Origin of the sequence: Leifsonia sp. NPDC058248 (genome assembly GCF_042881905.1) — a bacterium.
Classification (GTDB): domain Bacteria; phylum Actinomycetota; class Actinomycetes; order Actinomycetales; family Microbacteriaceae; genus Leifsonia.
In genome coordinates this window covers 122,812-146,636 of record NZ_JBHVXB010000004.1, presented here as the reverse complement: position 1 = coordinate 146,636, position 23,825 = coordinate 122,812, and the positions used below count along the sequence as shown (strand labels likewise).

27 protein-coding genes are annotated in these 23,825 nt (G+C 65.3%); 16 read left to right on the top strand and 11 right to left on the bottom strand.

Translation table 11 applies throughout. The features are described 5' to 3' along the window. Window positions 1-37: 37 nt before the first annotated feature. The 4 genes from ACFVV5_RS08265 to ACFVV5_RS08250 all read right to left on the bottom strand — a co-directional run bounded on the left by ACFVV5_RS08265 (window position 38) and on the right by ACFVV5_RS08250 (window position 1,609). Entirely contained in the window at window positions 38-427 is a 390-nt protein-coding gene (locus tag ACFVV5_RS08265; protein ID WP_387241750.1) for an MmcQ/YjbR family DNA-binding protein, read from the bottom strand. Window positions 428-486: 59 nt separating this feature from the next. Further along, the gene (locus ACFVV5_RS08260) at window positions 487-840 is read right to left on the bottom strand and encodes a hypothetical protein (RefSeq protein WP_387241747.1); all 354 of its coding nucleotides are present in this window, start codon (window positions 838-840) and stop codon (window positions 487-489) included. A 71-nt stretch (window positions 841-911) separates the two neighbouring features. After that, window positions 912-1,238 carry a hypothetical protein gene (locus tag ACFVV5_RS08255; RefSeq protein WP_387241745.1) on the bottom strand — a complete coding sequence of 109 codons (327 nt, stop codon included), beginning with the start codon at window positions 1,236-1,238 and terminating at the stop codon, window positions 912-914. Between the two features lie 101 nt (window positions 1,239-1,339). Further along, a complete protein-coding gene (locus ACFVV5_RS08250; RefSeq protein WP_387241742.1) occupies window positions 1,340-1,609 on the bottom strand; it encodes a hypothetical protein in 270 nt (89 codons plus the stop codon). Window positions 1,610-2,585: 976 nt separating this feature from the next. Here ACFVV5_RS08250 and ACFVV5_RS08245 point away from each other — a divergent pair. The 3 genes from ACFVV5_RS08245 (at window position 2,586) to ACFVV5_RS08235 (ending at window position 3,969) form a co-directional block, all read left to right on the top strand. Continuing rightward, a complete protein-coding gene (locus ACFVV5_RS08245; protein ID WP_387241739.1) occupies window positions 2,586-2,828 on the top strand; it encodes a hypothetical protein in 243 nt (80 codons plus the stop codon). A gap of 66 nt (window positions 2,829-2,894) precedes the next feature. Then, the gene (locus ACFVV5_RS08240) at window positions 2,895-3,209 is read left to right on the top strand and encodes a hypothetical protein (protein WP_387241736.1); all 315 of its coding nucleotides are present in this window, start codon (window positions 2,895-2,897) and stop codon (window positions 3,207-3,209) included. Window positions 3,210-3,540: 331 nt separating this feature from the next. After that, window positions 3,541-3,969 (top strand): hypothetical protein, encoded by a 429-nt coding sequence (locus tag ACFVV5_RS08235; RefSeq protein ID WP_387241733.1) that lies wholly within the window; start codon window positions 3,541-3,543, stop codon window positions 3,967-3,969. Window positions 3,970-4,024: 55 nt separating this feature from the next. Here the strand turns inward: ACFVV5_RS08235 and ACFVV5_RS08230 are convergent, their stop codons facing one another. From ACFVV5_RS08230 to ACFVV5_RS08215, 4 genes are read right to left on the bottom strand one after another with little or no spacing between them, the layout of a single operon-like run. Further along, window positions 4,025-4,969 carry a helix-turn-helix transcriptional regulator gene (locus ACFVV5_RS08230; RefSeq protein WP_387241730.1) on the bottom strand — a complete coding sequence of 315 codons (945 nt, stop codon included), beginning with the start codon at window positions 4,967-4,969 and terminating at the stop codon, window positions 4,025-4,027. An 18-nt stretch (window positions 4,970-4,987) separates the two neighbouring features. Further along, on the bottom strand, window positions 4,988-5,968 hold the full coding sequence (locus ACFVV5_RS08225) for a CorA family divalent cation transporter (RefSeq protein WP_387241727.1): 981 nt from the start codon (window positions 5,966-5,968) through the stop codon (window positions 4,988-4,990). Next, window positions 5,969-7,180: a PucR family transcriptional regulator gene (locus tag ACFVV5_RS08220; protein WP_387241725.1), complete on the bottom strand. Its 1,212-nt coding sequence runs from the start codon at window positions 7,178-7,180 to the stop codon at window positions 5,969-5,971. Then, window positions 7,177-7,422 (bottom strand): hypothetical protein, encoded by a 246-nt coding sequence (locus ACFVV5_RS08215; protein ID WP_387241723.1) that lies wholly within the window; start codon window positions 7,420-7,422, stop codon window positions 7,177-7,179. The genes ACFVV5_RS08220 and ACFVV5_RS08215 overlap by 4 nt, the downstream gene beginning before the upstream one ends. 433 nt (window positions 7,423-7,855) lie before the next feature. On the opposite strand from ACFVV5_RS08215, the gene ACFVV5_RS08210 reads away from it, so the two are divergent. The 3 genes from ACFVV5_RS08210 to ACFVV5_RS08200 all read left to right on the top strand — a co-directional run bounded on the left by ACFVV5_RS08210 (window position 7,856) and on the right by ACFVV5_RS08200 (window position 10,805). Continuing rightward, window positions 7,856-8,269: a PRC-barrel domain-containing protein gene (locus ACFVV5_RS08210; protein WP_387241720.1), complete on the top strand. Its 414-nt coding sequence runs from the start codon at window positions 7,856-7,858 to the stop codon at window positions 8,267-8,269. A gap of 137 nt (window positions 8,270-8,406) precedes the next feature. Next, on the top strand, window positions 8,407-9,078 hold the full coding sequence (locus ACFVV5_RS08205) for a hypothetical protein (RefSeq protein WP_387241717.1): 672 nt from the start codon (window positions 8,407-8,409) through the stop codon (window positions 9,076-9,078). A 23-nt stretch (window positions 9,079-9,101) separates the two neighbouring features. Next, on the top strand, window positions 9,102-10,805 hold the full coding sequence (locus ACFVV5_RS08200) for an ABC1 kinase family protein (protein WP_387241715.1): 1,704 nt from the start codon (window positions 9,102-9,104) through the stop codon (window positions 10,803-10,805). Between the two features lie 144 nt (window positions 10,806-10,949). Here ACFVV5_RS08200 and ACFVV5_RS08195 read toward each other — a convergent pair whose 3' ends face one another. Continuing rightward, entirely contained in the window at window positions 10,950-12,860 is a 1,911-nt protein-coding gene (locus ACFVV5_RS08195; RefSeq protein ID WP_387241712.1) for a protease pro-enzyme activation domain-containing protein, read from the bottom strand. A gap of 235 nt (window positions 12,861-13,095) precedes the next feature. Here ACFVV5_RS08195 and ACFVV5_RS08190 point away from each other — a divergent pair, with 235 nt between their 5' ends. The 5 genes from ACFVV5_RS08190 to ACFVV5_RS08170 all read left to right on the top strand — a co-directional run bounded on the left by ACFVV5_RS08190 (window position 13,096) and on the right by ACFVV5_RS08170 (window position 18,231). Beyond that, on the top strand, window positions 13,096-13,671 hold the full coding sequence (locus ACFVV5_RS08190) for a dihydrofolate reductase family protein (protein WP_387241709.1): 576 nt from the start codon (window positions 13,096-13,098) through the stop codon (window positions 13,669-13,671). Window positions 13,672-13,754: 83 nt separating this feature from the next. Then, on the top strand, window positions 13,755-14,153 hold the full coding sequence (locus ACFVV5_RS08185) for a DUF2510 domain-containing protein (protein ID WP_387241706.1): 399 nt from the start codon (window positions 13,755-13,757) through the stop codon (window positions 14,151-14,153). A gap of 398 nt (window positions 14,154-14,551) precedes the next feature. Continuing rightward, on the top strand, window positions 14,552-15,247 hold the full coding sequence (locus tag ACFVV5_RS08180) for a FadR/GntR family transcriptional regulator (RefSeq protein WP_387241703.1): 696 nt from the start codon (window positions 14,552-14,554) through the stop codon (window positions 15,245-15,247). A 234-nt stretch (window positions 15,248-15,481) separates the two neighbouring features. Continuing rightward, a complete protein-coding gene (locus tag ACFVV5_RS08175; protein WP_387241701.1) occupies window positions 15,482-16,732 on the top strand; it encodes an MFS transporter in 1,251 nt (416 codons plus the stop codon). Continuing rightward, window positions 16,729-18,231 carry an alpha-N-arabinofuranosidase gene (locus tag ACFVV5_RS08170; protein WP_387241698.1) on the top strand — a complete coding sequence of 501 codons (1,503 nt, stop codon included), beginning with the start codon at window positions 16,729-16,731 and terminating at the stop codon, window positions 18,229-18,231. The genes ACFVV5_RS08175 and ACFVV5_RS08170 overlap by 4 nt, the downstream gene beginning before the upstream one ends. Window positions 18,232-18,301: 70 nt before the next feature. On the opposite strand, the gene ACFVV5_RS08165 is transcribed toward ACFVV5_RS08170, so the two are convergent. Then, complete coding sequence (locus ACFVV5_RS08165; protein ID WP_387241695.1) at window positions 18,302-18,439, bottom strand: hypothetical protein; 138 nt, start codon at window positions 18,437-18,439, stop codon at window positions 18,302-18,304. Window positions 18,440-18,567: 128 nt separating this feature from the next. After that, window positions 18,568-19,068 (bottom strand): hypothetical protein, encoded by a 501-nt coding sequence (locus ACFVV5_RS08160; protein WP_387241692.1) that lies wholly within the window; start codon window positions 19,066-19,068, stop codon window positions 18,568-18,570. Between the two features lie 165 nt (window positions 19,069-19,233). Here ACFVV5_RS08160 and ACFVV5_RS08155 point away from each other — a divergent pair, with 165 nt between their 5' ends. From ACFVV5_RS08155 to ACFVV5_RS08135, 5 genes are all read left to right on the top strand, one after another. Beyond that, complete coding sequence (locus tag ACFVV5_RS08155; RefSeq protein WP_387241689.1) at window positions 19,234-20,367, top strand: ABC transporter ATP-binding protein; 1,134 nt, start codon at window positions 19,234-19,236, stop codon at window positions 20,365-20,367. A 73-nt stretch (window positions 20,368-20,440) separates the two neighbouring features. Then, a complete protein-coding gene (locus ACFVV5_RS08150) occupies window positions 20,441-21,631 on the top strand; it encodes an ABC transporter substrate-binding protein (RefSeq protein ID WP_387241686.1) in 1,191 nt (396 codons plus the stop codon). Beyond that, window positions 21,610-22,485, top strand: coding sequence for an ABC transporter permease (locus ACFVV5_RS08145; RefSeq protein WP_387241683.1), 876 nt, complete (start codon window positions 21,610-21,612; stop codon window positions 22,483-22,485). The genes ACFVV5_RS08150 and ACFVV5_RS08145 overlap by 22 nt, the downstream gene beginning before the upstream one ends. After that, window positions 22,485-23,297: an ABC transporter permease gene (locus ACFVV5_RS08140; RefSeq protein WP_387241680.1), complete on the top strand. Its 813-nt coding sequence runs from the start codon at window positions 22,485-22,487 to the stop codon at window positions 23,295-23,297. Before ACFVV5_RS08145 ends, ACFVV5_RS08140 begins: the two co-directional genes overlap by 1 nt. Before the next feature lie 137 nt (window positions 23,298-23,434). Continuing rightward, complete coding sequence (locus ACFVV5_RS08135; protein WP_387241677.1) at window positions 23,435-23,824, top strand: SHOCT domain-containing protein; 390 nt, start codon at window positions 23,435-23,437, stop codon at window positions 23,822-23,824. Window position 23,825: the final 1 nt, after the last annotated feature.

Genomic DNA, 23,825 nt, shown 5'->3' with positions numbered 1-23,825 from the left:
CTTGACGCGATTTGTCTTGGAACGTTTTGCCAATCCTCTAAGCGCCGACGTCGTCGAGCTCACGCCGCAGATACTTCGGAGCCTGTACACGCCAGGCGTCCGTCACGAGCTCGGCGAGATGGTCCACGTCGATGCCGGCCATGCGGAATGCGACCTTCGGCTCGCCCCAGGTGGTCGTGGTGCGCAGGAACACGTTGGGCGCCATTTCGACAAGGGCGAGCGCGTCCAGGCGGTCGGCGACCTTCACCCCGACGACGAGCTCGGCCGCGATTATCTCGCGGACGTCAGCGGGGATGCTCGGCCAAGGATGGCACTCCCACGCATAGAGCTTGCCGCGAACGAACCAAGCGGCGCCGCCCGTCGTCGCGCGCTCCTCGCTACCGGGCAACCCGACAGCGGTCCGGCGCAGGTCGTCGAGGGTGGCCATGGTGTGAGACTATGCCGCACTACCGACAGGGAGGCACGTCGGCCTTAGTTGACGATCCCTCAGCGAGACAGCGGACGAAGCTGGTCCTCGGTCACCGGGAATGACAACGTGTAGTAGATCTGGGTCGCGTTCATATCGCCCCAGTCGTCCTTCTTCACGCGGATAGCGATGGATGACACCTCGGCGATCCGGACACGCAACCAGGAGCCGTCGTCCAGCCGCAACTCATGCGCGTCGGCAAGGTAGCCCAGTCCAAGTTCGTCGAGAGTCTCCTCTGCGAGCATCCAGTCCACCACGTCTGTCCGCCGACGCCCCAACAGGTCGATTGCGACGAATCCCTCGCTGACTGGCTTCATCCACCCCACTCGCTCCCCGTCGTTCGAGCGTCGGTGTTCGATCCAGTCCGGTTCCATGTCTCAAGGGTAACGATCCACCCACCGAGGGTATCCGCAAGCCGATCGACTCCCGGGCGCGGGATGCGGCGTCAGTCCGTTGGAGTGAACGTAGTGGTGACCGAGGTGCCTCGCGGGCGGAAATCGCCAGTCAGACGGATGAGGTTGCGGCGAGCGATCCAGCCCTGCTGGCGTGATTCGGCGTGGTCGACGGTTTCGACGAAGAGCTCGAACCGCCGCTCGCCCTTTTCTCTGGCCAGCCACGCAAGGACTGCTTCGACCGAGTCCGCTCCCGTGATTCGTTGCGGATCGTGCTGTGCCGCCTGCTCGACGTCGTCGCCGGTCCAGAAACAGACCCAGTAAACCGACGCGTCCTGCTGCTGCGCTTCGAAGTACGACTCGTCCCAATCGGCCTGCATCCGTTTCCCCTTCCGGTTTCGACGCTAGCGGTGTGCGCGTGTCAGCACTGGAATGTGTCAGCGCTCCCCATTTAGTTAGCAGGAACCATCGGCCGGTCGACCTACCAGACGATGCCGCCCCCGACCGAGATGCCGCCCCACGTGAGCGCGATGAAAATCGCGGCGAACACGACGGGCGCGATGCCCTTGCCGCTGCGCGCGAGCCCCTTCAAGAGGGCGATCACGGCGAGGATTGCTGCGACGATCGAGAGGCCGCCGCCCAGGACCAGCCCGATGAACAGCGGGATGGGCATGAGCACAAGGCCGGCCAGCGCGAACCAGAACGCGGCCCAGGCAACGGGATTAGAGCGGTATTCGACGGAGGAGGACACGCTCCATTATCTCGGATCTCCAGTTCCGAGCTGCTCGTCCAGCTGCGGCGATCACCCGATGATCCCCTCTGGCCGCGAACGGGTGAGATGGGCTCCGCGAACTGCCGTAGGGCTCGATGTGTCTGGGACGCTTGTCGATGACGTATCGTGGTTGGCCAAACAACTCACCCAGGCGGGTCCAGGCCGATCAACTTGTCCAAGAATGGCTGCGTTACACCAGTCGGCTCGGCTATGCCGTTCGCATTCATGAACGTGCGCTATGCCTCCCGCGCGGCGCGAGCCAGAGCGAGAGCATCGACCGTCTCCTGATTGGACGGGGGGTCATCTCGCAGACGGTGGGCGATCGTCACGTAGTGTCCGCCGGTCGCCGAATCACCGTCGTCCCAGATGTTGGCGACTCGCACGTTCCGATCCCGATTGAAGTGCTTCCAGGTGTTGGCCTAGTCGCGGCAGAGTTGAAGCTGGGGGCTGTTCGCCACGATCGATGGAACCTGCTCGTGCAATGAAAGCTGATGAGAGAACGTCTCGCCTAGGTGATGGCAATCGATCACGAAGCTATTTGTGATCGCCCAGAGGTCGGTGTTCAGATTCGATCTGAGCGCCATCGTAGATCTCTTGAAGACGGGCCAAGTACTTCGTCACCAGCAGCCAGCGACTCTCCCAAGGCCATCCGCCTGTGTGCTGAACCGATACCTGCTGCCAGCTGAAAGTTGTCTTGCTAGCCGCCTCAGGTTCGCCCGTAACGATATTGATTGAGAAGCGATGAGCCGAGGATGCTCGCTCGCGCTTGGGGTCATAGAGCACCGCGTACGAATCAGACACGCCCAAATCAATTCTGAGGTGTGTAATATATGATGTCTTAAGTTAAGAAACTGGTGGTTGAAATGTACTCCAAATAGATGTTACGTTCGCCTCACCGCGGTCGGGGCACGGTGACCGCATTCGACTTGAGCGGGGAGTGATCGTGGAGGGTGAGATGGAAGATCGCGAGAGGTCGGAGCGAGAGATGGATGCACCAGCGAGTGTCGGCTCCAGCCGCGGGGTTGGGATCGCGATGATCGCAGGCGGGGTTGCGGTGCTGGCGCTCGTGCTCCTCTTCCTGCCGGGGATCACTCACTGGTTCGAATACGTCACCGCCGCAGTGGTTCTTCTTGTTGCGTTTGCCCTTGTGATCCGGGGGGTTGTCATCGCCGTTCGCAAGGGCGACAAGCGGGACTGACCATTCCTCGGTGCTTCGGTCTCGCTCAAGGTGAATAATCACGTCTGTACAAAATATTGGGGAAAGATGCACCACACAGAATCAGACTTTCCGAGCGAGAACGATTCGGCGCAGGTCGGTCGCTACTTGGAAGCGTGGATTACGGGACGACCACTCGGCGACGTCCGAGCAATGGCCTTCGTCGCTGAATCTGGTCTGGTCCAGTCCGCGTTGGCGCTGCTTGGCAAGGATGACATCGCAATTGTTCCTGCGGGCTCAGACATTCGCGGGTTCCCTGGCAAAACGGTCGAGTATCTCGGGCGGTTCGTGGATGTGGGCGATGAGATGACAATCGATGGTCGATCCATCGAGATGCAGGATTACCTCATGGTTAAGTTCTGATGCGGCACTCTGGCTGTCTTTTGGCTGGGTATTCGCTCTTGGAAGCGTGGCACTCGCCATCGGGCTGCGGCGAGACCTGTGAGACGTCGACGCTTCGACCCGTTGGCTGTCGGACTTAGTCTTACGCCCGGCCCGGCGCCTGAAACCACCTGCCCCATCCGGTCGTTGCCCGAGGAAAATCTCAGGTCGGGACCGTCTCAACTGCCGGCTCGATCGAGCGCCTCGCAGGGGTGCATTCGTCTGGAAGCTCAGCAATCGATGTACCGCGACGGGCGGTGCGGGGAGCAGAATGGCGAGGAACTCGGCAACCGTTCCAACGTGAGGAGCCACCATGTCCGCCTCTGCCGCTGCAGTGAATCCTTCCGAGAGTCTTCGCCGGCGCTCCCGCGAGGCGCTCTACGCCCTGGCGGTGCAGTTCCTGCTCGGGATGGCCGCCAACCTCATCGGTGAGCCGGAGGGGACGTTCGCGGTCGTCTTCGACACGATCGTGATCATCCTGCACATCCTGATCGCGATCGGCCTGGTCCTCATCAGCATCAGAGCGCTCCTCGCCGCTCGAGCGGCAGGGATCGGCCAGCGCCTGGCGCTCTGGGGGCTCGTGGTCATCGTGGTGACCTTCCTCGCCGGTGTCGGCACGGTCATCAGCGGAAACGAGTGGGCATCGTACGTGATGGCCGTAGGCTTCCTGGTCGCCGCCGCCATCTACGGAGCCACCTTCTTCGCCTCGTACCGACTGGCCTCCGTCCCGCCGCAAGGCTAGGACCTCGAGCCGCGGGTTTCTTCCCGCCGATCAGGATGCCCGCGATCGCGACCGCTCAGCGGTGCATCCGGCGCCACTCGCGCGGGGACGTGCCGTACCACCGGCGGAACGACCGGGAGAAATGGGCTTGATCGGCATAGCCGGTTCGGTGTGCGATGTCGGCGATCGAAAGGTCGTAGGGCGAATCCATGAGAAGCCGGGCCGCGCATTGAGCCCGCTGTTCGCGGATCCAGTCGCCGAGTGACAGGCTCTCGCGGGCCAGGATCAGGTACAGATATCTCACCGAGATGCCATGAGCGTGGGCGATACGGGCGGGGGAGAGTCCATGGTCGAAGAGGTGCAGTCGCACGTACTCCATGATCCGGGGGAAGAGCGTGCCGGCGTGCGGTTCGGTCTCTCGCGCCGCGTCACCTGCGGCGGCGGAGATCACGCTGCGTGCCATGTCGACGATCGGCGTGGAGAACAAGGCCATCGCGGGATCCCCTCTGATCGACTGGTGCACGACCCGCATCAGAAAGCCGGAAACCGTCGAAGACAGCGCCTCATCGATCTGCAGCTGCGAGGCCAGCAGCGAGTCGACGAGCTCCTCCGGCAGTCCCAGAGTCCGGTAGGGGATGACGATGGAGTACCGATGGCTGGACTCCCACTGGTGGGCTTCGAGATCGAACCTGGTCGAGGTGAGAACCATCCGTGCCGGCGGCAGCGAGACCTGTTGGCCGTTCTGGTGCACAGCATTTCTGCCGGCATCCGTCCGGTCGAACAGCAGCAATTCGAGGTCGCTTCCGCCCGGCTTCGCCCGTCGGTGGAGTGAACTGTCGGCACCGTCGATGAGGAGTTCGGCAACACCGAGCTCCCCGATACGGCCCGCACCGAAATGGCCGTCGAGGCCACGATCCTGACGGACCCGGAACTCGGCGGGGGCAGCTCCGCCCCGAAACCAGGACGTCAACGCCTCGGCGCGCTCACGCGGCGGGACGTCGAAAAGCGATTGCAGAACCATGACGTCGACTACTGCTTCCTACAGCCATCCGCGTTGCTTGAGCCGGATGTACGCCCAGACCTCGACCGCGATGATGACGACCGCGATAGCAACCCACCCGTACTCCCAGTTCGTGCCCGGAAGATTCTTGAAGTTCATTCCGTACAGACCGGAGATGACCGCCGGAATCGCGAGCATCGCCGCGATGGCGGAGATCTTTCGGGAGTCGATGCTCTGGGCGCTCGCGATCGCGTTCTCGTGCGTGGCGATCACGCCGTCGAGAGCGGATTCCTGGTCGGCGCAGAGCTGGCTGACACCCGCCAGGTCGTCGATGAGGTCCTGAACGAAGGGTTTGAGATCACGGTCACCGGCCGTGAGATCATCGAGCCGATCCTTGTTGTTGGCGAACGCGATCGCGAGAGTCGAGACGGCCCGTGTCACCTTGCCGATCCGCTTGCGCAGCCGGTAGATCCGCTTCGAGTCATCCCGGACGGTCTCGTCGAACACCTGATCCTCGAGCTGTTCCAACTCGGTTTCGTTGATGCTCGCGGCCACGATGTATCCGTCGATGATGCTGGAGACGATCGCGTGAACCCCGCTCATCACGCCGCCAGCCAACCCCGTGGGCGCATTCTCGAGGACGGAAGGCAGGTCGACCTGCTGCGACGCCGACCCCCGTTGAACAGTGACGAGGAGACCGGTGCGAGCGAAGATGAACGTCTCGGTGATGTCCGGATCGTCCGAGGCCGACGCGGACCCGACTTCCCACATCACGACGAAGAGGTGCTGCTCGAACCATTGCACTTTGGGCTGCAGCCGACTGGCTGTCGCGTCCTCGACCGCGAGCGGATGCAGACCGAGCTCCTTGCCCAACTCGACCATCCCCGCGGCGTCGGGAGCGGACACGTCCACCCAGACGAAGCCACCGTTCGTGCTTGCAACGGCACTTTCCGCATCGGTCGGACTCTCATCGAAGGTCCGCGCACCGTTTGCGTCGAAACGACGAATCACCTTGTCCATTCAGAGTCCTTTCGTTCCGTCGCCCGAGGATCGTTGGTCGGGCGTGCGCCGTGGGAGTGAGACGACCGCCAGATACAGCTCGGCGGCATCGCGTGGATCGGAGAGGCTCCTGAGAGTCAGCGTCTCGAGCCGACGCAGCCGGTTGCGCACCGTGTTGGGGTGCACGAGCATCGCCCGGGCCGCCTCGGGGACGGAGCCGCCCGTGCCGAACCAGGTGCGGACGTTGTCGAGGATCGTCGCGCGTTCGGGTTCGGGAAGTGCGAGGACCCGGCTGAGCACGAGGCTGGAGAGTTCGGACGCCACGTCGGGCGCGCCTGCGGCCATCGTGCTGATCGCGGAGTCGGGGAAGAACCTCACCTGACCGTCATCGGCGGCCGCGAGCGATGTGCGTGCGAGCCGGACGGCCTGCGCGATGTGGCCTAAGTCCTCGGTGACCGGGCTGATCCCTGCGCGCACCTCATAGTGCTGCAGGGTTTTCCGCACGAGTCGGAGCTGAGCCTCGTGGCAGGAGACAATGCCGAGTTCCACGTCGGAGCGCAGCAGCCAGACCGACTCGATAGCGTCTTCGAGCAACCGCCGGTCGATGAGGGGAACAGGCACATGGCCGTCCTCGTGAGCCTCGACGGCGACGACGACATACGGCCGGTTGCGGGGGAGTCCCAGCCGGTCGACGGCCTGCCAGAGGGAGGCGTTCGGCTGGTCGTGCCCGCTCAGCACGGTGTCGATCAGTGCGTAGCGTTCGCGCTCGTCGTTGATGAGGCGGACTTCCTTCGCGTCGCGATAGCCGGCGCTGATGAGGTCGACGAAGTCGTCGTTCATCATCCAGACCTGCCCGGCGACCGAAACGAGTTCAGCGTCGGATGCGGACCCGGAGGACCGGCCGTAATCGACGATCACGTTCCAGATGAACTCCGAGCCCACTCTGATCGCGTCGAGGACCTCGGAGAGTGGGACGTTCGCCCTCGCGCGGGTCGCGCCGATCACCCGCGCCGTCTTGTGCCGCTCACCATCGGGCAGGTCGAGTGAACAGACGAAGTCGATATGCGCGACACAGGCGTCGAGCAGTTCCTGTTCGGGGATGAGCGACGGCTCGCGATAACTGGGCACTCGTCGCCTGATGGATTCGGCCAGCCGGGCGGGAAGGTCTGCTGCGGCGGCGAGCAGCGACGACGCGAGTGCCGGGAGGAGGCTGGAGGGCTGCACATCCGTCATGGATTCGTCCGTTCAAAGCGGGGTGAGTGCTCCGCGACGGAGCTGAGTAGAACCTGGGCTTCAGAGGGACGCGATTGAGTGCTGGTTTCGCTCATACGGGATGCTTCGAGTGCGCTTTCGACGAGGTAGGTCACGTCGATCCAATAGGTCGACGGAGTGTCGATACCGGGCAGCGGGACATCTGTCGTCGGTTGTGGATCATTCATCGGCTGCTTCTCTGATCGCCGGAATACGCCGTTCATCTGCAGTTCCCTTAGTTCTTCCCAGTCGTTTCGTGTGGTTCGGGGGCTGCGGGTGGTGGGGGTCAGTTGGTGGTGTGGGTGAGGTGGCGGATGGTGGAGGCGGCGCTGAGTTCGGCGATGCCGCGGAAGATGGCGAGGACGCTGACGTACAGGCTCCGATCACAGGGAGTTAAAGGTGACAGAACCGATATTGGCTGCCCCCTGGCCGGGGGGGCAATGGAATCGTTAACACGATCCGGTGCCTCAAAATGTACGCCCGAACAACCGGCCCGGAACAGGTGGAACGGCCAGTGTTCAGACCGTCGTATCGGGAGTACACGAATTGGAGTTTCGTCATTCACGCTCGTACAAGACTCCGAGCGCTTCGCTTCTTAGCGTTGTTGACACATCGAGTGATCGATGCGTGTCAACACCGAATTGAGGAGAAACAGCTATGGCCACGTTCAACCCCAACGAACTCGTCCGACTGAGCGACACCGACGAGGTGACGCTCGATCCCGACGCGGACATCCGAGGACGCAAGGTCGTGGACAGCGCCGGAGAGGACCTCGGAAAGGTGCACGACCTGCTGGTCGACCAGACGACCAACAAGGTTCGTGCTCTGGTCGTCAACCACGGCCACCTCCTCGAAAAAACGACCTCGGCGATCCCCGTCGACGCCGTCACGCGGATCACGGCTGACGAGGTCGTGATCGATCAGAACAAGGACAGGATCGGTGGAGCGCCGGCATACGACCCGACGCTGGTCTATGACGAGGGATACTACGTCGACGTCTACGACTACTACGGTTACTCGCCCTACTGGTACGACGAGTACGTCTACCCCGCGTACCCCTACTACGTGTGATCCGACCGGTCCGGCCGGAGATCCACTCGGCTCCTCCGGCCGGACCGGCCCCCCTGCGGGATCCGGAGGCGGACGTGCCACGTGACGTCGCGGCTCCACCGCACCCCCACGAACAACTTCTCTCGAAAGGACTTCTCATGGCACTGTCAGACCTCATGCTCCGACTTGGGAGCCAGGCCAAGGATCTCGAAGACTCCGTCGCAGCGCTTCGCACCGACAACGACGCGAAGCTGAAAATACGCGCGAGCGAACTGCGCGAGTCGCTGTCGATGATCACATTCGCATTCGGCCAGAAGGTCGAGGCCGACTCGGACGCCGTCGCCAGCCGGTGGGCGGGGCTGCAGCGCACCGTGTCCGACGGCTTCGACGCACTCCGCACCGAAGCCGCCGCTCGCGCCGGCGACCCGTCTGTTCCGGCGGACACCGCAGCGAGGCGGGCGGAGCTCGACGCTGAGGATGCGATCGATTTCGCCGTCTACGCCCTGCAGGAGGCGAGGTACTACGTGCTCGCGGCTCTGGCCGCTCGGGGAGATGCCACCGGGCCCGTTGAGGGTTCGCCCGACAAGCCGACGCCCGACAAGCCGGCGCCCGCCAAGCCAGCGCCCGCCGAGGCAGGGCCCGATGGCGACGTCGCGGTGGAGAAGATCGTCGCAACCGATGGTGTGACCGCGGTCGGGGATACTCTTGTCACGGATGGCCAGACCGCCGTCGAGGACGTCGTCGCCACCGACGGCGACACGGTCGTGGAGACGGTCGACACGATCGATGTCGACGATCACGCGAGCGCCGACACAGAACCGACGAAGTAAGAAGTGGGCAGGAGGGCCGCGAGATGAGCGACGTCGCAGGAGTACTCGTTCGGCAGCGACACCGGATCTCGGAGATCGCCGGAGTGCTGCGCCGGTACGGCTTCGCACGTCTCGCGGCCAATGCTGCTGCGGCGACGGGGGAGAACGGCGGTTCCCACACATCGTTCGTCGAGCGGAAGGCCGATCCGGAGCTCGTGCAGCTGAGCGCGGGCGCCCGACTCCGGTCCGCGCTTTCGGAGCTCGGCACGACCTGGATCAAGTTCGGCCAGATGCTGAGCCTCCGCCCCGACATCGTCGGTGTCGACGTCGCCGACGAGCTGTCCAAGCTTCAGGCTTCCGTCCCTCCGGATGCTCCGGGGCTGGCGGAGAAGCGCATCGTCAGTGCACTGGGCATGCCGATCGCAAAGGCCTTCGCAACTTTCGACAGCACGCCGATGGCCTCCGGCTCCGTCGCGCAGGTGCATCGTGCCAGCCTCGACGACGGCACGGCCGTCGCCGTCAAGGTGCTCCATGAGGGGGCCGAAGAACGTGTGATCAGCGACCTCGAACTCATGGGTGCTCTCGCCACATACGCCGAGGCCAACGATCCGGAGCTCGCGCGGTTCTCACCGACGACGCTCGTGGCTGAGTTCGACACCATGATGCGAGCGGCGATCGATCTGACGAAGGAGCTGGACAGCCTGACGACGTTCCGCGCGAACTTCGCGGAAGAACCGGACGTCCTGATCCCCGAGCCCTACCCGGAGCGGTCCGCCAAACAGGTCCTCACCATGGAGCTGATGACCGGGCGACCGTTCGCCGACCGTGCGTCGCTCGAGCGGGACGGCTGGGACGTCGACGCCCTGGGCCGTCGCGCCTCGAACATCTACCTCGAGATGGTGTTCCGCGACGGTATCTACCACGCCGATCCGCACCCCGGAAACTTCCTGCTTCCAGACCCCGATCACATCGCGATCCTCGATTTCGGCGACGTCGGACGGCTCACGGGTGTGCGGAAAGAGCAACTCGAAGACCTCCTGCTGGCCGTGTCGAAGCGGAGCGTCGATGGCGTCACCGACGCGGTCATCGAGATCACCAATGCACCGGCCGACGTCGACATCACCGCACTCCGGGGCGATGTCGACCTGTGGCTGAGCACGTACCTCAAGGGAAGCGTCGCCGGCCTCGACATCGCCGGGATGCTGCGATCCGGGTCCGCGCTGCTTCGCAAGCACAGACTCACCTTCCCGTCCGACCTCGCATTGCTGTTCCGTGTGCTGTTGCGGCTTCAAGGCCTCGGCCAGAAGCTCGGGACATCCGAGTCGATCACCGATCTGCTCGAGCCGTACCTTCGAAAGATGATGCTGGAACGACTCGACCCCCGGCGTCTCGCTCACAACCTCGCGAGGACGGCCAAGTCGTGGGACCGGTTGTTCACCTCTCTGCCTGACGACGTGCGCAAGGTCTTCGGTCAGCTGCGCGCCGGCACCGTCTCGGTGGAGTTCAAGGTGCATGACACGGATGGTTCCGTGCCGCAACTCGTCGACGGCATCCTCGCCAGCGCGTCGATCCTCGCAGCGTCTCAGCTGTTCTCCCGCAAGACCGGCCCTCTGATCGGGGGAATCTCCGTCCCGGGGGTCGTCAGCCTCGCCGTCGGCGTCGTCACGTGGCACCGGCTGCAGATGAAGCGCCCCGGATACCGCAACACGGTGACCCGGATCGTGAGCATGGTGAAGCCTCGATCATAGGCGCGGGTCGACGGAAGGCTCCTTGGGCCGGCGACACCCCGAACAGGGACGCGCGCCGGGCGGCTGACACCCACCCCGTTCGACGAACGCAGGACGAAAAACAGAAGGGCCCGGCGATCGCCGGGCCCTTCTGGTGTCGGGACCTTACGGTGCCGGGGTGAGCCATCCCGCCCGGGCACTGCCCCAACCGGTCTCCGTGTCCCATCCGGCACCGACCGTGAGGGTCGTGTTCTTGGTGTTGAACGAACGCACCGAGTAGGTGTACCCGCCGGACGCGTCCAGCCCGTTCACGAAGTCGACCCGGATGTTGCCCGCATCGATGCCCGTGCCGGTCACGTCGTGGAAGCCCGCGTGGTCGGCGTAGATCATCGGGTTGAGCAGGCCGAGGCCGTGACCGCTGGCCTGGATCTTCAGCGCCGTCATGCCGGCGAACAGCGGTGATGCGAGGCTCGTTCCGCCGATCCGGTAGGTGTCGTAGGCGGCGCCGCCCGGGAAGGACTGCGTCTGGCCCACCAGCATTCCGGTCGTCGGGTCTCCATCCATCGACACGTCGGGCAGCGCACGGCCGCCGTTCGGGCTCTGGATGCCGGCCGCGAGCTGGTAGTCGGGCTCCGCGATGTTCGACGAATACCCGCCGCCGCCGCCGTAGAGGAACGGCGTGGTCGGCGACCAGGCCCTGCTGACGATCGTGTATTTGGTGGTCTGCCAGCCGGTCTCACCGGTCACACCCGCCTGGGTGATCGCTGTCGAAGTGCCGCCGACGCCGGTCACGTACGGATCGGAAGCGGGGTAGTCGGTCTGCGGAGTGCCCAGGTTGGTGACCTCGTCGCCGGAGTCGCCGGTGGAGAACGCGTAGCTGATGCCCTCGACTGCTCCCTGCAGGAATGCGGTCTCATAGGCCTGCAGCAGAGTCGGCTTCACGACATCGCCCACGCCGCCCCACGAGTTCGTCACGATGTCCGCGACGCCCTCGTCGTTGATGCGGCTGAACGTGTCGAGCAGATCCGTGTCCTGGCAGCTCTTACCCGCGTAGTACCGGATGTTCGCCGCAGGCGCCATCGCGTGCACCGCCTCGACGTCGAGCGTCTCCTCGCCGTACCAGCCGGACGCGTCGCACTGCTTCGGCGACTTGTTGCTCTGCACCTGGCGGAACGAGTCGGGCATGCTCTGCGTGAACTGGCCGGCGGTGAACGCCTTGTCGCCGTTGTCGGTCGCGTAGCGGTTGGCGTCGGCTTCGACCGTCGGCGAGGCGTAGGCGTCGGTGATCGCCACCGTCACTCCGCGGCCGTCGAGACCCGCTGTCGCGCCTGCCTCATAGGAGTTGCGCAGCTGGGGACCGGTGTACCCGCACGGTGCGTAGGGCAGCGTCGCCCCGTTGAACAACGGCAGTGTCGTTCCGTCCGGCGTGGGAACCGTGGCAGGGGTCGCATCGCCGTACCAGTGCGAACAGACCGGCGCATTGCGGAATCCGGCGCTGGGTGGCGACGGCTTCTGGGTCAGGGGCTGGACGACCGAAACGGTTGTGTCGAGTCCCGAGATGGCGATGACGGAGGCAGCGACCGCGTCAGGCGCGCTCGCCGGTCCTGTCGGTGCCTGGACGGTGAGGCCATCGTGCGTGAAGTTCGCGATGGAGACGCCGAACGCCTTGTTCGCAGCCCCTACGCTGCCGGTGACGTCGAGGTAGCGATGGTTCGCGTCTGCGCTCACCTTGAGGCCCGCACCGGTCAGCCATCCGCTCACTGCGCCGACGGTGGCAGCGGTGGCGTCGAACTTCGCGTGGTACTGGGCCGGAGTGAGGAACTGATGGCGGCTCGACGCGGCGGTCGCCGCGGCTTTCAGCGCGTCGAGTCCGCCGTTCGGCGCGAGGTACACCCGCACGTTGACGGGTGCATTCGGGGACGCGGCCCCGAGGTTCTTTCCGTGGCTGAGCCACCCGGGTGTCGAGTTCGGAACGGGTTTCGAGGCGGGGGCAGCGGTAGCCGCGCCCGCTCCGGTCAACGCCGCGACGAGTGCCGCGATCGCTACCAGGGAAACTCCGAGAGCATGTTTGCGCATCCAGATCTCCTGACATATGAGTTGGCGGCCAACGGTCGTCGGTCGCCAATTTTCTTGCCAAACGTATGACCGGACCGCCCGCAGGGCAATACCCTCGCGTACGCAGACCGCAGACCGAAGGCAGCACCCACTGCCGAGGCGTAGCGCTCCTCGACGGTCGGTGACACACTCGTGAGCGCACGACACGGCAACTCAAGCGGATTTCTCGGCCCCGGGCCGTGGAAGGAGAATTCTCATGGCCCTCGTGATCTGCGACATGTCGATGTCTCTCGACGGTTACGTCACCGGCCCCAATGACAGTCGTGAGAATCCGTTCGGTGACGGCGCAGGGATGCTGCACGACTGGATCTTCGACCAGGCGACCGATGAGGATCGCGCGATTTTGCAGGAGATGATCGACGGCGCCGGCGCGGTCGTGATGGGTCGCACGTCGTTCGAGAAGAACGAGGGCGACGGGGGCTGGGGCGACAGTGGCCCCGCCGGCGACACACCGTGCTTCGTGGTCACCCACACCATGCCGACCACGTCATATCCGTCGGTGTTCACCTTCGTCACCGACGGAGTTGCCAGTGCGATCGAGCAGGCCGGTGTCGCGGCGGGTGACAAGATCGTCGGCCTGCACGGGGCAACGGTGATGCAGCAGGCTCTCCCGCTCGGCCTCGTCGACGAGATCAGGGTGCACGTCGTGCCCGTGCTGCTCGGCGGCGGGACACCGCTCTTCGGCTCGCTCACCGACGCGATCGGCCTCGAGCGAACCCGGGTCGCGGTGACGCCGGCCGCGACGCACCTCTGGTTCCGGGTGACCGGGTAGCGTCGACCGCGCCCATCACCCCATCTGGGGGTTGGCCGGCGTGGCGCCCACCGCCAGACTGTCGACGACCCGACAGGAGACGCATGGCTGAGGCAGGCTGGTATCCGGACCCGATGACACCCGGGGTGACCCGATACTGGGACGGCAGTGTGTGGACGGAGCACACGTCGGGGGTTCCTGCCCCGCCGCCTGCCTACCCGTACGGGTACCCGGTCAGGCAAGCCGTGGCCGCACCGACGAACAAGAAGGCGACGACCGCGCTCGTCCTCGCGCTCGTGAGCCTTCTCGTCAACCCGGTCATGATCCTGTCGATCCTGGCGATCGTGTTCGGAGCCCAAGGGCGCGGCGAGGCCGAGCACCTCGGTCGTTCCGGTTTCGGCAAGGTCGGTATGGCGGCGTCCACCTGGGCGATCGTTCTCGGCATCGTCGGCTGCGTGCTCTTCGTGGTCATCGTCGCCAACTACGCGAACAACGTCAACTAGCCGGTTCGTCGCGTCACGACATCCTCCTCGACCGTGCATGGCAGAAAGGGCATCCCATTTCAGACAACTCCGCCGACCGCAACGAAGCGTCGACGCCCGTCAACACACCCCCGCCGGATGGCGCGTTCGGCGGGTATCCGCCCCTGAACGAGCAGCCCGATCCGGGACCGACACCGGCACCGTCGAGGAGACGCCGTCTCCGGGTGTGGCTCGGCCCGGCGATCGGCGCCGTGGTCGTCATCGGGGTCGCCATCGGGTTCGCCGTCGTCGTCGGCGTCTCCGCGAGTGGCCACTGACTTCTGCGTGAAGCTGACGCGCGCGACTCGCGCGCCGAGGTCCGCGGCGACCGGGAGGCACACTTGTAGGATATGTGAACCCACTCGCGGAAGAGAGATGCAATGTCCGGTCGACTCCAACGCCCGTCACTGACCACACTCGCTGCCGACGCCGTGCTCGAACTGATTCGCGAGCGCGGCCTCAAGGAGGGTGATCCTCTTCCCAGCGCAGGCGAGCTGGCCGAGACGCTGGGGGTCAGCCGCACCGTCGTCCGCGAGTCTCTGGCAGAGCTCGCCGGCCAGGGGCTGGTGAAGAACCAGCAGGGGAGCGCGAGTGTCGTGGCGTTGCCCGGAAGCCGCCAGCTCGAACGCATCGTGCGCATGCGATTCGCGATCCAGGGCGGGAGCCTGGAGACCGCTCAGGAGCTCAGGGAGTCCATCGAGGTGGCGGCGGCCAGACTCGCCGCCCTTCGAGCGAGCGAGTCCGACATCGACGCATTGAAGGTGAAGCTCTCGGAGCTGCGTGCGGCGCGGACGGTCGACGACCTTCATGAAGCCGACCGGGCGTTCCACCGCGCCGTGGTCGACGCGAGCGGCAACGACCTGATGGCAGTGACCATCGACGCGATGACCCCGCTGCTCGATCAACTCCTCCTGCGGGTATGGGACGGCTGGCTGAGTTCGGGGCGCGAGGCGTCGGAACTCGTCGAGGCGCACGCCATCATCCTGAACCGCATCGAAGCGGGTGACGGCGACGGGGCCGCACAGGCGATGCGGGAGAACCTGCGGCAGGGTCGCGTCGGGTTCGAACTGTCCTGACGATCGACTTGACAAGGGCACCATCGCGTCGCAAGCTATCACATATCATACAAGTGCCTCGCTGAGCCGGGCGATGGAAGTGATACGCCAGGTAGTCCTCATCGCCGAGCCCGGGTGGCAGCAAGGAGTGGAACACGCATGTCCAGCGACATGACAGAACGCACTATCGAGACACGGGACCGCGAAGGCGGCGACTCCGAAAAGGTCGTCAGGCCACGCGGGAATGTGCGTTGGATGGTGGTAGCGCTCGCGTTCATCGGGACCTCGATCATCTACATCGACCGCGCCAACCTCGGTGCCGCCGTTCCCTACATCCAGAAGGAGTTCTCACTCAACAGCACCGAGATCGGACTGATCCTGTCGGGATTCTTCTGGACCTATGCTGTCGCCCAGCTCTTCGCGGGATGGTTCGTCGACAAGGTGGGCGCCCGTCGCAGCTACGCGCTCGGAGCCCTCCTCTGGTCGGTGTTCACCGCCGCGACCGCTCTCGCTCAGGGATTCGCGTCGCTGCTCTCGCTCCGCCTCCTCCTCGGACTCGGCGAAGCGCCGGGATATCCGAGCAACGTCAAGGCGGTCCGCGAATGGATGCCGCGCCGCGAGCGCGGTCTGGCCACCGCCATCTTCGACAGCGGTTCGCGTGTCGGCACGGCGCTGTCCCTTCCGATCGTGGTGCTGGTGATCAGCGTGCTCGGATGGCGCGAGTCGTTCGCGATCACCGGTCTGCTCGGTGTCGCCTGGGCGGTCGCGTGGTATCTCTTCTACCGCAGCCCCCGGGAGTTCAAGCGCCTGACCCCGCAGGAGCTGGACTACATCGAGCGCGATCAGGAGCAGCAGCAGGAGGCCGCCCTCAAGGGTCCGCGCGTTCGCTGGGTCGACCTGCTCAAGTTCCGGTCGGTCTGGGGCATGATGCTCGGCAACTTCTGCATCGCCTTCGTCATCTACTGGTTCGTCACCTGGTTCCCCACCTACCTAGTCGACGGCCGGCACTTCGACCTCCCGTCGCTCGGTCTTCTCGGCCCGATCCCCGCGCTCGTCGCCGTTCCACTCGGCTGGCTCGGCGGCGTCGTCGCCGATCGCCTGATCCGCCGGGGCTGGGGCAGCACCCGCGCACGCAAGACCTGCATCGTCGGAGGCCTCATCGTCTCGACGTCGATCCTTCTCTCGCTGTTCACGAACAGCGCTCCGATCGCGATCGCCCTGCTCTCGCTCTCCTACGGAGCGCTGACCTTCGCCAACGCGAGCGTGTGGCTCCTCCCGGGCGAGCTCGCTCCGACGACCCGCCACGTCGGGTCGCTCGCCGGCCTGATGAACTTCGCGGGAAGCGTCGCGGGCATCATCGTCTCCATCGCTGTCGGCGCACTGCTCGACGCGACCGGAGGCTCGTTCACAGCGCCGCTGATCATGACGTTCGCGTTCCTGATCCTCGGCATCATCTCATTCGGGTTCATCATCAAGCGCGTCGAACCGTTGGAACTGAAAGCATGAGCGCGACCCGCATCGTCCTGCACGACTCGTTCACCGTCGGAACCCTCGACCGCCGTCTGCTCGGCACCTTCGTCGAGCACATGGGGCGGACCGTCTACACGGGGATCTACGAACCGGGACACCCGACGGCCGATGCCTTCGGGTTCCGGGGTGACGTGCTCGAGGAGGTGAAGAGCCTCGGGCCGACCATGGTGCGCTACCCGGGTGGCAACTTCGTGTCCGCCTACAACTGGGAGGACGGTGTCGGCCCGGTCGAGGACCGGCCCGTGCGGCTCGACCTGGCCTGGCGCACCCGCGAGACGAACGAGGTGGGGCTGAACGAGTTCGCCGCGTGGAGCAAACGGGCCGGCCTCGAGCTCATGCTCGCCGTGAATCTCGGAACCCGCGGCGTGGATGCTGCGCGCTCGCTCGTCGAGTACTGCAACCATCCCGGCGGCACCTATTGGTCGGACCTCCGCCGATCCCACGGCGTGCAGGAGCCGCACAACGTCAAGGTCTGGTGTCTCGGCAACGAGATGGACGCGCCGTGGCAGATCGGTCACAAGACGCCCCAGGAGTACGCGCGCACCGCTGTCGAGGCCGCCAAGGCCATGCGCCGGGTCGACCCGACGATCGAATTGGTCGCGTGCGGCAGCTCCAACAGCAGGATGCCCACCTTCGGAGAATGGGAGGCGACCGTGCTCGAGGAGACCTACGAGCAGGTCGACTACATCTCGCTGCACAACTACTACGAAGAACTCGACGACGACCTCGAGAGCTTCCTCGCTTCATCCGATTCGATGGACGATTTCATCCGTTCGGTCGTGGCGACCGCCGACCACATCAAAGGGAAGCTGCACAGCGACAAGACCATCGATCTGTCGTTCGACGAGTGGAACGTCTGGCACCAGACCGAATTCCATTCGTTCGACGGCACGCGCGAAGCCTGGCGCGATGCCCCGGACATCGCGGAAGACGTCTACAACGTCGCCGAGGCGGTCGTGGTCGGGACGCTGCTGATCTCGCTGCTCAACCACTCCGACCGGGTGCGGATGGCCTGCCTGGCGCAGCTCGTCAACGTGATCGCTCCCATCACCACCGAGCCAGGCGGCCGGGTGTGGAGGCAGACCACGTTCTTCCCGTTCGCCGACGTCTCGCAGCTCGCGGGTACGCGCACCCTCCGGCTCGAGACCACGTCGCCGAAATTCGCGACCGCCAAGTACGGCGAAGTCGACGCCGTGGTGGCCTCCGCCACCATCAACGATGAGAACGGGGAGGTGGTGATCTTCGCCGCGAACCGCTCGCTCGACACGGTGTCGGAGCTCGATCTCACGCTCGGCGGAACGCTGACGGACTACCGCGTCGTCGAGCACCGCGTCTTGACGGGGGATCCGCGGGCCACGAACAGCGCCGACGCCCCGCGCGCGGTGACGCCGGCCAGCCGTCCCGTCGACCACGTCGCGCTCACGCCGGTGTCGTGGAACGTCATCGTGCTGAAGCCCGCTGGGCGGGCGAACTGAAGAACCGCTGGTGCGGTGGTGAGTTCGTCCCACCGCGCCAGCGCCATGGCCTGAAGAGGTCTGGGGTCGGTCAGCGCTTCTTCATGTCGGAGACGGCGTCGGTGTGCGCCTTCGAGTCCGACTTGGCGCGCTTATCGAGGCGTTTCTCTTTGAGCGACTTGGCCGCGACTGTCTTCGTGCCGTTCTTCTTCGGTGACTTGTCTGACATGGCTGGCTCCCTCGATCGGGAACCGGACGGCTCCGTACTGCTGACCTTATGCGGATTCGCGCTCGGGGGAGCGAATCACACCGAATCGACAGGAAATCGGCTCGACCGGATGCGGGCCGGGCACGACCTCACCCGGAACTCGGCAGGGTGCTGGATTTCACCTTCTCGGGCGTCAGGTCGGAGTACGGCTGCTGCGCTCCGGTGAGCACGGGCACGTCGAGCGTGATCGCGGTCGTGTCCGCCTGCTGGAACGAGACAGGGAACAGGGCGCCGGCGACGACATCCGGATCCTCGACCAGCACGATGGAATCGCCCGGTGTGCCGAGCTGCAGAGAGTCGCCGGCCTCGACCGTGAACTCCTGCGTCGTGTTCGCGGGCCCGTATTGCACAGTCACGTGGTGGCTGCTCTCGTCCGTGTTCACCAGAGTGGCGACCAGGTTGCCGACCCCTCCGTCGGACGTGACGAGCACAGCGTTGCCGACGAACACCTGTCCCGTCGTACCGCTGACCCCGTCACTGGTCTCCGTGATGTACTTCGTCTCCTGAGGCGCGAACAGGTCGCATCCGGCCAAGCCGACCAGGACGGCGATCCCGAGCATCCCCGCCACGGCGATACGCGTCTTCCTCATACTCCAACACTGCACCTCGGGGTGTTGCGGAGGCATCATCCCTTCGGGGTGACAGTGCTGACCCGGTGTGGACCGCACGCGGAGCGGTCCACGGAAAACTCCTTGACGACGGAATGCGCGCGTGGTTGCATTACCTCAACTCAAACCGTTCCCCGAGAGGCGGAAATGACCGCATTCCGCAGCAATAACCCGATTGAACCTTCGGAATCAGCACCATCCGACGCGAATCGGGTCTCTCCCATCGGCCTGGCCTCCGCTGCGGAGCGGACGGCAGAGGTCGCACCGCAGATCTCGCTGCGCGGCGTACGCAAGACGTTCGGAACGGTCACCGCGGTCGACGGGGTCGACCTCGACGTGTACGACGGCGAGTTCTTCGCGATGCTCGGACCGTCGGGCTCCGGCAAGACCACCGTGCTCCGGATGATCGCCGGCTTCGAGACGCCGACCGCCGGCTCGGTCTTCCTCGACGGTGTGGACGCGACGGGCCTGCCGTCGTACCGCCGGAACGTCAACACCGTGTTCCAGGACTACGCCCTCTTCCCGCACATGACCGTCGCGAAGAACATCGAGTACGGCCTGCTCGTCGACAAGGTGCCCAGGGCGGAGCGCGTGCGGCGCGTCGGCGAGGCGCTGGAGATGGTGCGCCTCGGCGCGTTCGGCGACCGCAGGCCGACACAGCTCTCGGGCGGCCAGCGTCAACGCGTGGCACTGGCGCGCGCACTCGTCAAGCGCCCGAAGGTACTTCTGCTCGACGAGCCCCTCGGCGCGCTCGACCTCAAGCTGCGCGAGCAGATGCAGCTCGAGCTCAAAGCCATCCAGCGCGACGTCGGCATCACCTTCGTGTTCGTCACCCACGATCAGGATGAGGCGCTCACCCTCTGCGATCGCCTCGCGGTCTTCAACGACGGCCGCATCGAACAGCTCGGCGACGCCCAGGAAGTGTACGAGTTCCCGGCGACCGCGTTCGTGGCCGGATTCGTCGGCTCGTCCAACTTCATCCGACCGGATGCCGCACGCGATGTGCTCGGCATGTCGGGCTCGTTCGCGGTGCGTCCGGAGAAGGTGTCCGTCGTCCTGCGCGGCGCGCCTGTCGCCCCCGGCGTTCCGCACCTGGACGGAGTGGTGCGCGACGTCGTCTACGCCGGCGCCATCACCCGCATCGTCGTGGACGGGCCGGCCGGGCTCACACTCAGCTCGACGGTGCTCAACACGGCGGGGGAGCTCGATGCGAGCATCCGGCGTGGCAGCGAGGTCACACTGTCGTGGCCGGCCGCCGCCCTGCGCAGGATCTCCGACTGAGCGCCACCGCCACAGCGTCACCAGCACAGCATCACCACCACAGCACAGGAACGAGAGGCACATCATGAGAAGGATGTTTCGCACAGCAGGAGTGGGGGCGGCCGTCGTTCTCGCAGCCGCGCTGGCACTGTCCGGATGCTCGTCGGGCGGCACGTCACCCTCCAAGCGGGCGACGCCGCCCGCAGAGAAGATGGCATCATCGGTCGGCGCCGGCGAAGGCCAGCTCAACCTGATCGCTTGGGCCGGCTACGCGGAGGACGGGAGCAACGACAAGTCGGTCGACTGGGTGCATCCGTTCGAGACGGCGACCGGCTGCATCGTGCACACCACCTACGGCGCGACCTCGGACGACATGGTGCAGCTCATGCGCACGGGGCAGTACGACGGGGTGTCCGCGTCGGGCGACGCCACGCTGCGCCTCATCTACGGCGGCGACGTGGCCCCGGTCAACACCAAGCTCGTGCCGAACTACACGACCATCTCGTCGTTCCTGAAGAACGGCAACTGGAACTCGGTCAACGGGCAGATGTACGGCATCCCGCACGGCTGGGGCGCCAACCTCCTGATGTACACGCCGTCGACCGTGACGCCGGCACCGACGTCGTGGTCGGCCGTCTTCAGTGACGCGAGCAAATACAAGGGGAAGGTCACCGCCTACGACTCTCCGATCTACATCGCCGATGCGGCGCTTTACCTGAAGTCGTCCGATCCGTCGCTCGGCATCACCGACCCGTACTCTCTCACGACAAAACAGCTCGCCGCGTCCGTCGCTCTGCTCAAGAAGCAGAACGCGAACATCGGGGAGTACTGGTCGGACTACACCAAGGCGGTTCAAGCGTTCGAGTCGGGCACCTCGGTGGTCGGAACGACCTGGCAGGTCATCGCCAATCTGATCAACTCCGACGCGAAGGTCAAGGTCGAGACGGTCGTCCCGAAGGAGGGCGTGACCGGATGGTCGGACACCTGGATGGTCTCGTCCAAGTCCAAGCACCCGAACTGCATGTACAAGTGGATGGACTACATCACGTCGGCCTCGGTGAACGCGCAGGTCGCCGAGTGGTTCGGTGAGGCGCCCGCCCAGACCCTCGCCTGCGAGAAAACGAGCGACCCCGACTTCTGCACCCAGTACCACGCGACCGACGAGGCGTACGCGTCGAAGATCCACTACTGGACGACGCCCACCAAACAGTGCGTCGACGGCAAGGGCGATGACTGCACCTCGTACACCGACTGGGTGAACGCGTGGCAGCAGATCAGGGGCTAGTCCCGACCCGATCGCCCGGCTACCTCTCCACGAGGCCCAGGGCACGGCTGGCGCTGCTCCTCAGCGTCCCGCTGCTCTGGCTCGTGGTGATGTACCTGGGGTCGATCGCGGTCATGCTCGTCTCCGCGTTCTGGTCGGTCGACGACTTCACCGGCGCTGTCGTCCAGACGTTCACGCTCGACAACATCGCCCGGCTGTTCACCGACCCGCTCTTCGGCACGGTCGCGCTCCGCACCATCCTGGTCGCTCTCGGGGTGACGGTGATCGATGTGGTGATCGCCGTTCCGATGGCCCTGTTCATGAGCAAGGTCGCGTCTCCGGGCGCGCGGGTCGCCCTGCTGGTCGCCGTGACGACCCCGCTGTGGGCGAGCTACCTCGTCAAGGCGTACGCGTGGCGCATCCTGCTCGCCCCGAACGGCCCGCTGGCGTTCGTCACCGGCGGCTACAGTCCGGGCTACGGCCTGACCGCGACTGTCATCACGCTCGCGTATCTGTGGCTGCCCTACATGATCATCCCGGTGTACGCCGGTTTCGATCGCGTGTCGGACTCGCTCCTCGAGGCGAGTTTCGATCTCGGCGCGGGTGCCTGGCGCACCGTGCGCTCGATCACCCTGCCGCTGGTGTTCCCGGCGATCGCAGCCGGCTCCATCTTCACGTTCTCGCTGACCCTCGGCGACTACATCGCGGTCGGGATCGTCGGAGGCAAGACCCAGCTGCTCGCGAACCTGATCTACGGACAGCTGGTGACCGCGAACAACCAGCCCTTCGCGGCCGCGCTCTCGCTGATACCGCTCGCCGCGATCATCCTGTACCTATTCGCGATACGACGCACCGGCGCCCTGGAGAACGTGTGATGAGACTGCCCACCGCCCTGCGCGTCACGCTCTACATCTGGATGGCCCTCGGCTTGGCCGTCCTCTACATCCCGTTGCTGCTCATCGTGCTGAACTCGTTCAACAGCTCGCGCACCTTCGGCTTCCCGCCCACCGGCTTCACACTCGAATGGTGGCAGAAGGCGTTGACGTCGAGCGGCGCGCTGAACGCCCTCGGCACCTCCGTGCTCGCGGGGGTCTGCGCCATGCTCATCGCGCTGGTGCTCGGCACCATGGCCGCGTTCGCCGTGCAGCGGTACACGTTCTTCGGCCGCAACACGATCAGCTTCCTGGTCGTGCTGCCGATCACACTGCCGGGGATCGTGACCGGCATCGCGCTGAACGCGACCTTCGTGCAGGTGCTCGGCCCCTTCGGGGTCGCTCTGGGGCTCGCCACCGTCATCATCGGTCACGCGACCTTCTGCATCGTGATCGTCTACAACAACGTGCAAGCGCGGTTGCGCCGGATGGGGACCTCGCTCGAGGAGGCGTCGGCCGACCTCGGCGCCACCGGATGGCAGACGTTCTGGCGGGTCACCTTTCCCGGAGTGCGGGGTGCGCTGATCGCCGGCGCGGTCCTGGCCTTCGCACTGAGCTTCGACGAGATCGTCGTGACGACGTTCACGGCCGGCCCGGCCATCCAGACCCTGCCGCTGTGGATCTTCAGCAACCTCTTCCGCCCCAACCAGGCGCCGGTCGTCAACGTGGTCGCGGCGGTGCTGGTCGTCGTCGCGGTCATCCCGGTGTGGCTGGCGCAGCGCTTCTCGGGCGACTCGACCACGAGCCGCGTGTAGGGCGGTCACATCTCGACGTGGTGAGCGCGTGACCCTGATCGCGACCCGCGAAAATGCCTCTAGCCGTCAGCAGGTGGGCTGGGTATAGCCTGTGTGCACCGCGCGGAGCGTCCGCGCCGAGCGCTAAGGGGATCGCAGTGAATTGGAACAACTCGGGCAACGTGATCTGGTTCTTCTTCTGGATCTTCGCGTACACGGTCTACCTGATCGCTCTCTTCAGCATCATCATCGACCTGTTCCGCGACCACAAGCTCAACGGCTGGTGGAAGGCGCTCTGGGTCATCTTCCTGATCTTCGTCCCCTTCCTCGGTGCGTTCGTCTACCTGATCGCTCGCGGACGCGGCATGGCCGAACGCCGGGCCGGCGATTACGTGGTGGTGAAAGAGGACGACGACTACAACGGGTCGACGCCGATGGCCAATCCGGCGCATGAGATCGAGAAGGCGAAGACCCTGCTCGACCAGGGGATCATCTCGCAGGGCGAGTTCGACGCCATCAAGAACAAAGCGCTCGGCAACAAGTTCTGAG

Excerpts from the sequence above, each read along its gene's own strand:
- ACFVV5_RS08265 (WP_387241750.1), bottom strand. The coding sequence starts at position 427 with ATGGCCACCCTCGACGACCTGCGCCGGACCGCTGTCGGGTTGCCCGGT.
- ACFVV5_RS08260 (WP_387241747.1), bottom strand. The coding sequence starts at position 840 with ATGGAACCGGACTGGATCGAACACCGACGCTCGAACGACGGGGAGCGA.
- ACFVV5_RS08255 (WP_387241745.1), bottom strand. The coding sequence starts at position 1,238 with ATGCAGGCCGATTGGGACGAGTCGTACTTCGAAGCGCAGCAGCAGGAC.
- ACFVV5_RS08245 (WP_387241739.1), top strand. The coding sequence starts at position 2,586 with ATGGAAGATCGCGAGAGGTCGGAGCGAGAGATGGATGCACCAGCGAGT.
- ACFVV5_RS08240 (WP_387241736.1), top strand. The coding sequence starts at position 2,895 with ATGCACCACACAGAATCAGACTTTCCGAGCGAGAACGATTCGGCGCAG.
- ACFVV5_RS08235 (WP_387241733.1), top strand. The coding sequence starts at position 3,541 with ATGTCCGCCTCTGCCGCTGCAGTGAATCCTTCCGAGAGTCTTCGCCGG.
- ACFVV5_RS08230 (WP_387241730.1), bottom strand. The coding sequence starts at position 4,969 with ATGGTTCTGCAATCGCTTTTCGACGTCCCGCCGCGTGAGCGCGCCGAG.
- ACFVV5_RS08225 (WP_387241727.1), bottom strand. The coding sequence starts at position 5,968 with ATGGACAAGGTGATTCGTCGTTTCGACGCAAACGGTGCGCGGACCTTC.
- ACFVV5_RS08220 (WP_387241725.1), bottom strand. The coding sequence starts at position 7,180 with ATGACGGATGTGCAGCCCTCCAGCCTCCTCCCGGCACTCGCGTCGTCG.
- ACFVV5_RS08215 (WP_387241723.1), bottom strand. The coding sequence starts at position 7,422 with ATGAACGGCGTATTCCGGCGATCAGAGAAGCAGCCGATGAATGATCCA.
- ACFVV5_RS08210 (WP_387241720.1), top strand. The coding sequence starts at position 7,856 with ATGGCCACGTTCAACCCCAACGAACTCGTCCGACTGAGCGACACCGAC.
- ACFVV5_RS08205 (WP_387241717.1), top strand. The coding sequence starts at position 8,407 with ATGGCACTGTCAGACCTCATGCTCCGACTTGGGAGCCAGGCCAAGGAT.
- ACFVV5_RS08200 (WP_387241715.1), top strand. The coding sequence starts at position 9,102 with ATGAGCGACGTCGCAGGAGTACTCGTTCGGCAGCGACACCGGATCTCG.
- ACFVV5_RS08195 (WP_387241712.1), bottom strand. The coding sequence starts at position 12,860 with ATGCGCAAACATGCTCTCGGAGTTTCCCTGGTAGCGATCGCGGCACTC.
- ACFVV5_RS08190 (WP_387241709.1), top strand. The coding sequence starts at position 13,096 with ATGGCCCTCGTGATCTGCGACATGTCGATGTCTCTCGACGGTTACGTC.
- ACFVV5_RS08185 (WP_387241706.1), top strand. The coding sequence starts at position 13,755 with ATGGCTGAGGCAGGCTGGTATCCGGACCCGATGACACCCGGGGTGACC.
- ACFVV5_RS08180 (WP_387241703.1), top strand. The coding sequence starts at position 14,552 with ATGTCCGGTCGACTCCAACGCCCGTCACTGACCACACTCGCTGCCGAC.
- ACFVV5_RS08175 (WP_387241701.1), top strand. The coding sequence starts at position 15,482 with ATGGTGGTAGCGCTCGCGTTCATCGGGACCTCGATCATCTACATCGAC.
- ACFVV5_RS08170 (WP_387241698.1), top strand. The coding sequence starts at position 16,729 with ATGAGCGCGACCCGCATCGTCCTGCACGACTCGTTCACCGTCGGAACC.
- ACFVV5_RS08165 (WP_387241695.1), bottom strand. The coding sequence starts at position 18,439 with ATGTCAGACAAGTCACCGAAGAAGAACGGCACGAAGACAGTCGCGGCC.
- ACFVV5_RS08160 (WP_387241692.1), bottom strand. The coding sequence starts at position 19,068 with ATGAGGAAGACGCGTATCGCCGTGGCGGGGATGCTCGGGATCGCCGTC.
- ACFVV5_RS08155 (WP_387241689.1), top strand. The coding sequence starts at position 19,234 with ATGACCGCATTCCGCAGCAATAACCCGATTGAACCTTCGGAATCAGCA.
- ACFVV5_RS08150 (WP_387241686.1), top strand. The coding sequence starts at position 20,441 with ATGTTTCGCACAGCAGGAGTGGGGGCGGCCGTCGTTCTCGCAGCCGCG.
- ACFVV5_RS08140 (WP_387241680.1), top strand. The coding sequence starts at position 22,485 with ATGAGACTGCCCACCGCCCTGCGCGTCACGCTCTACATCTGGATGGCC.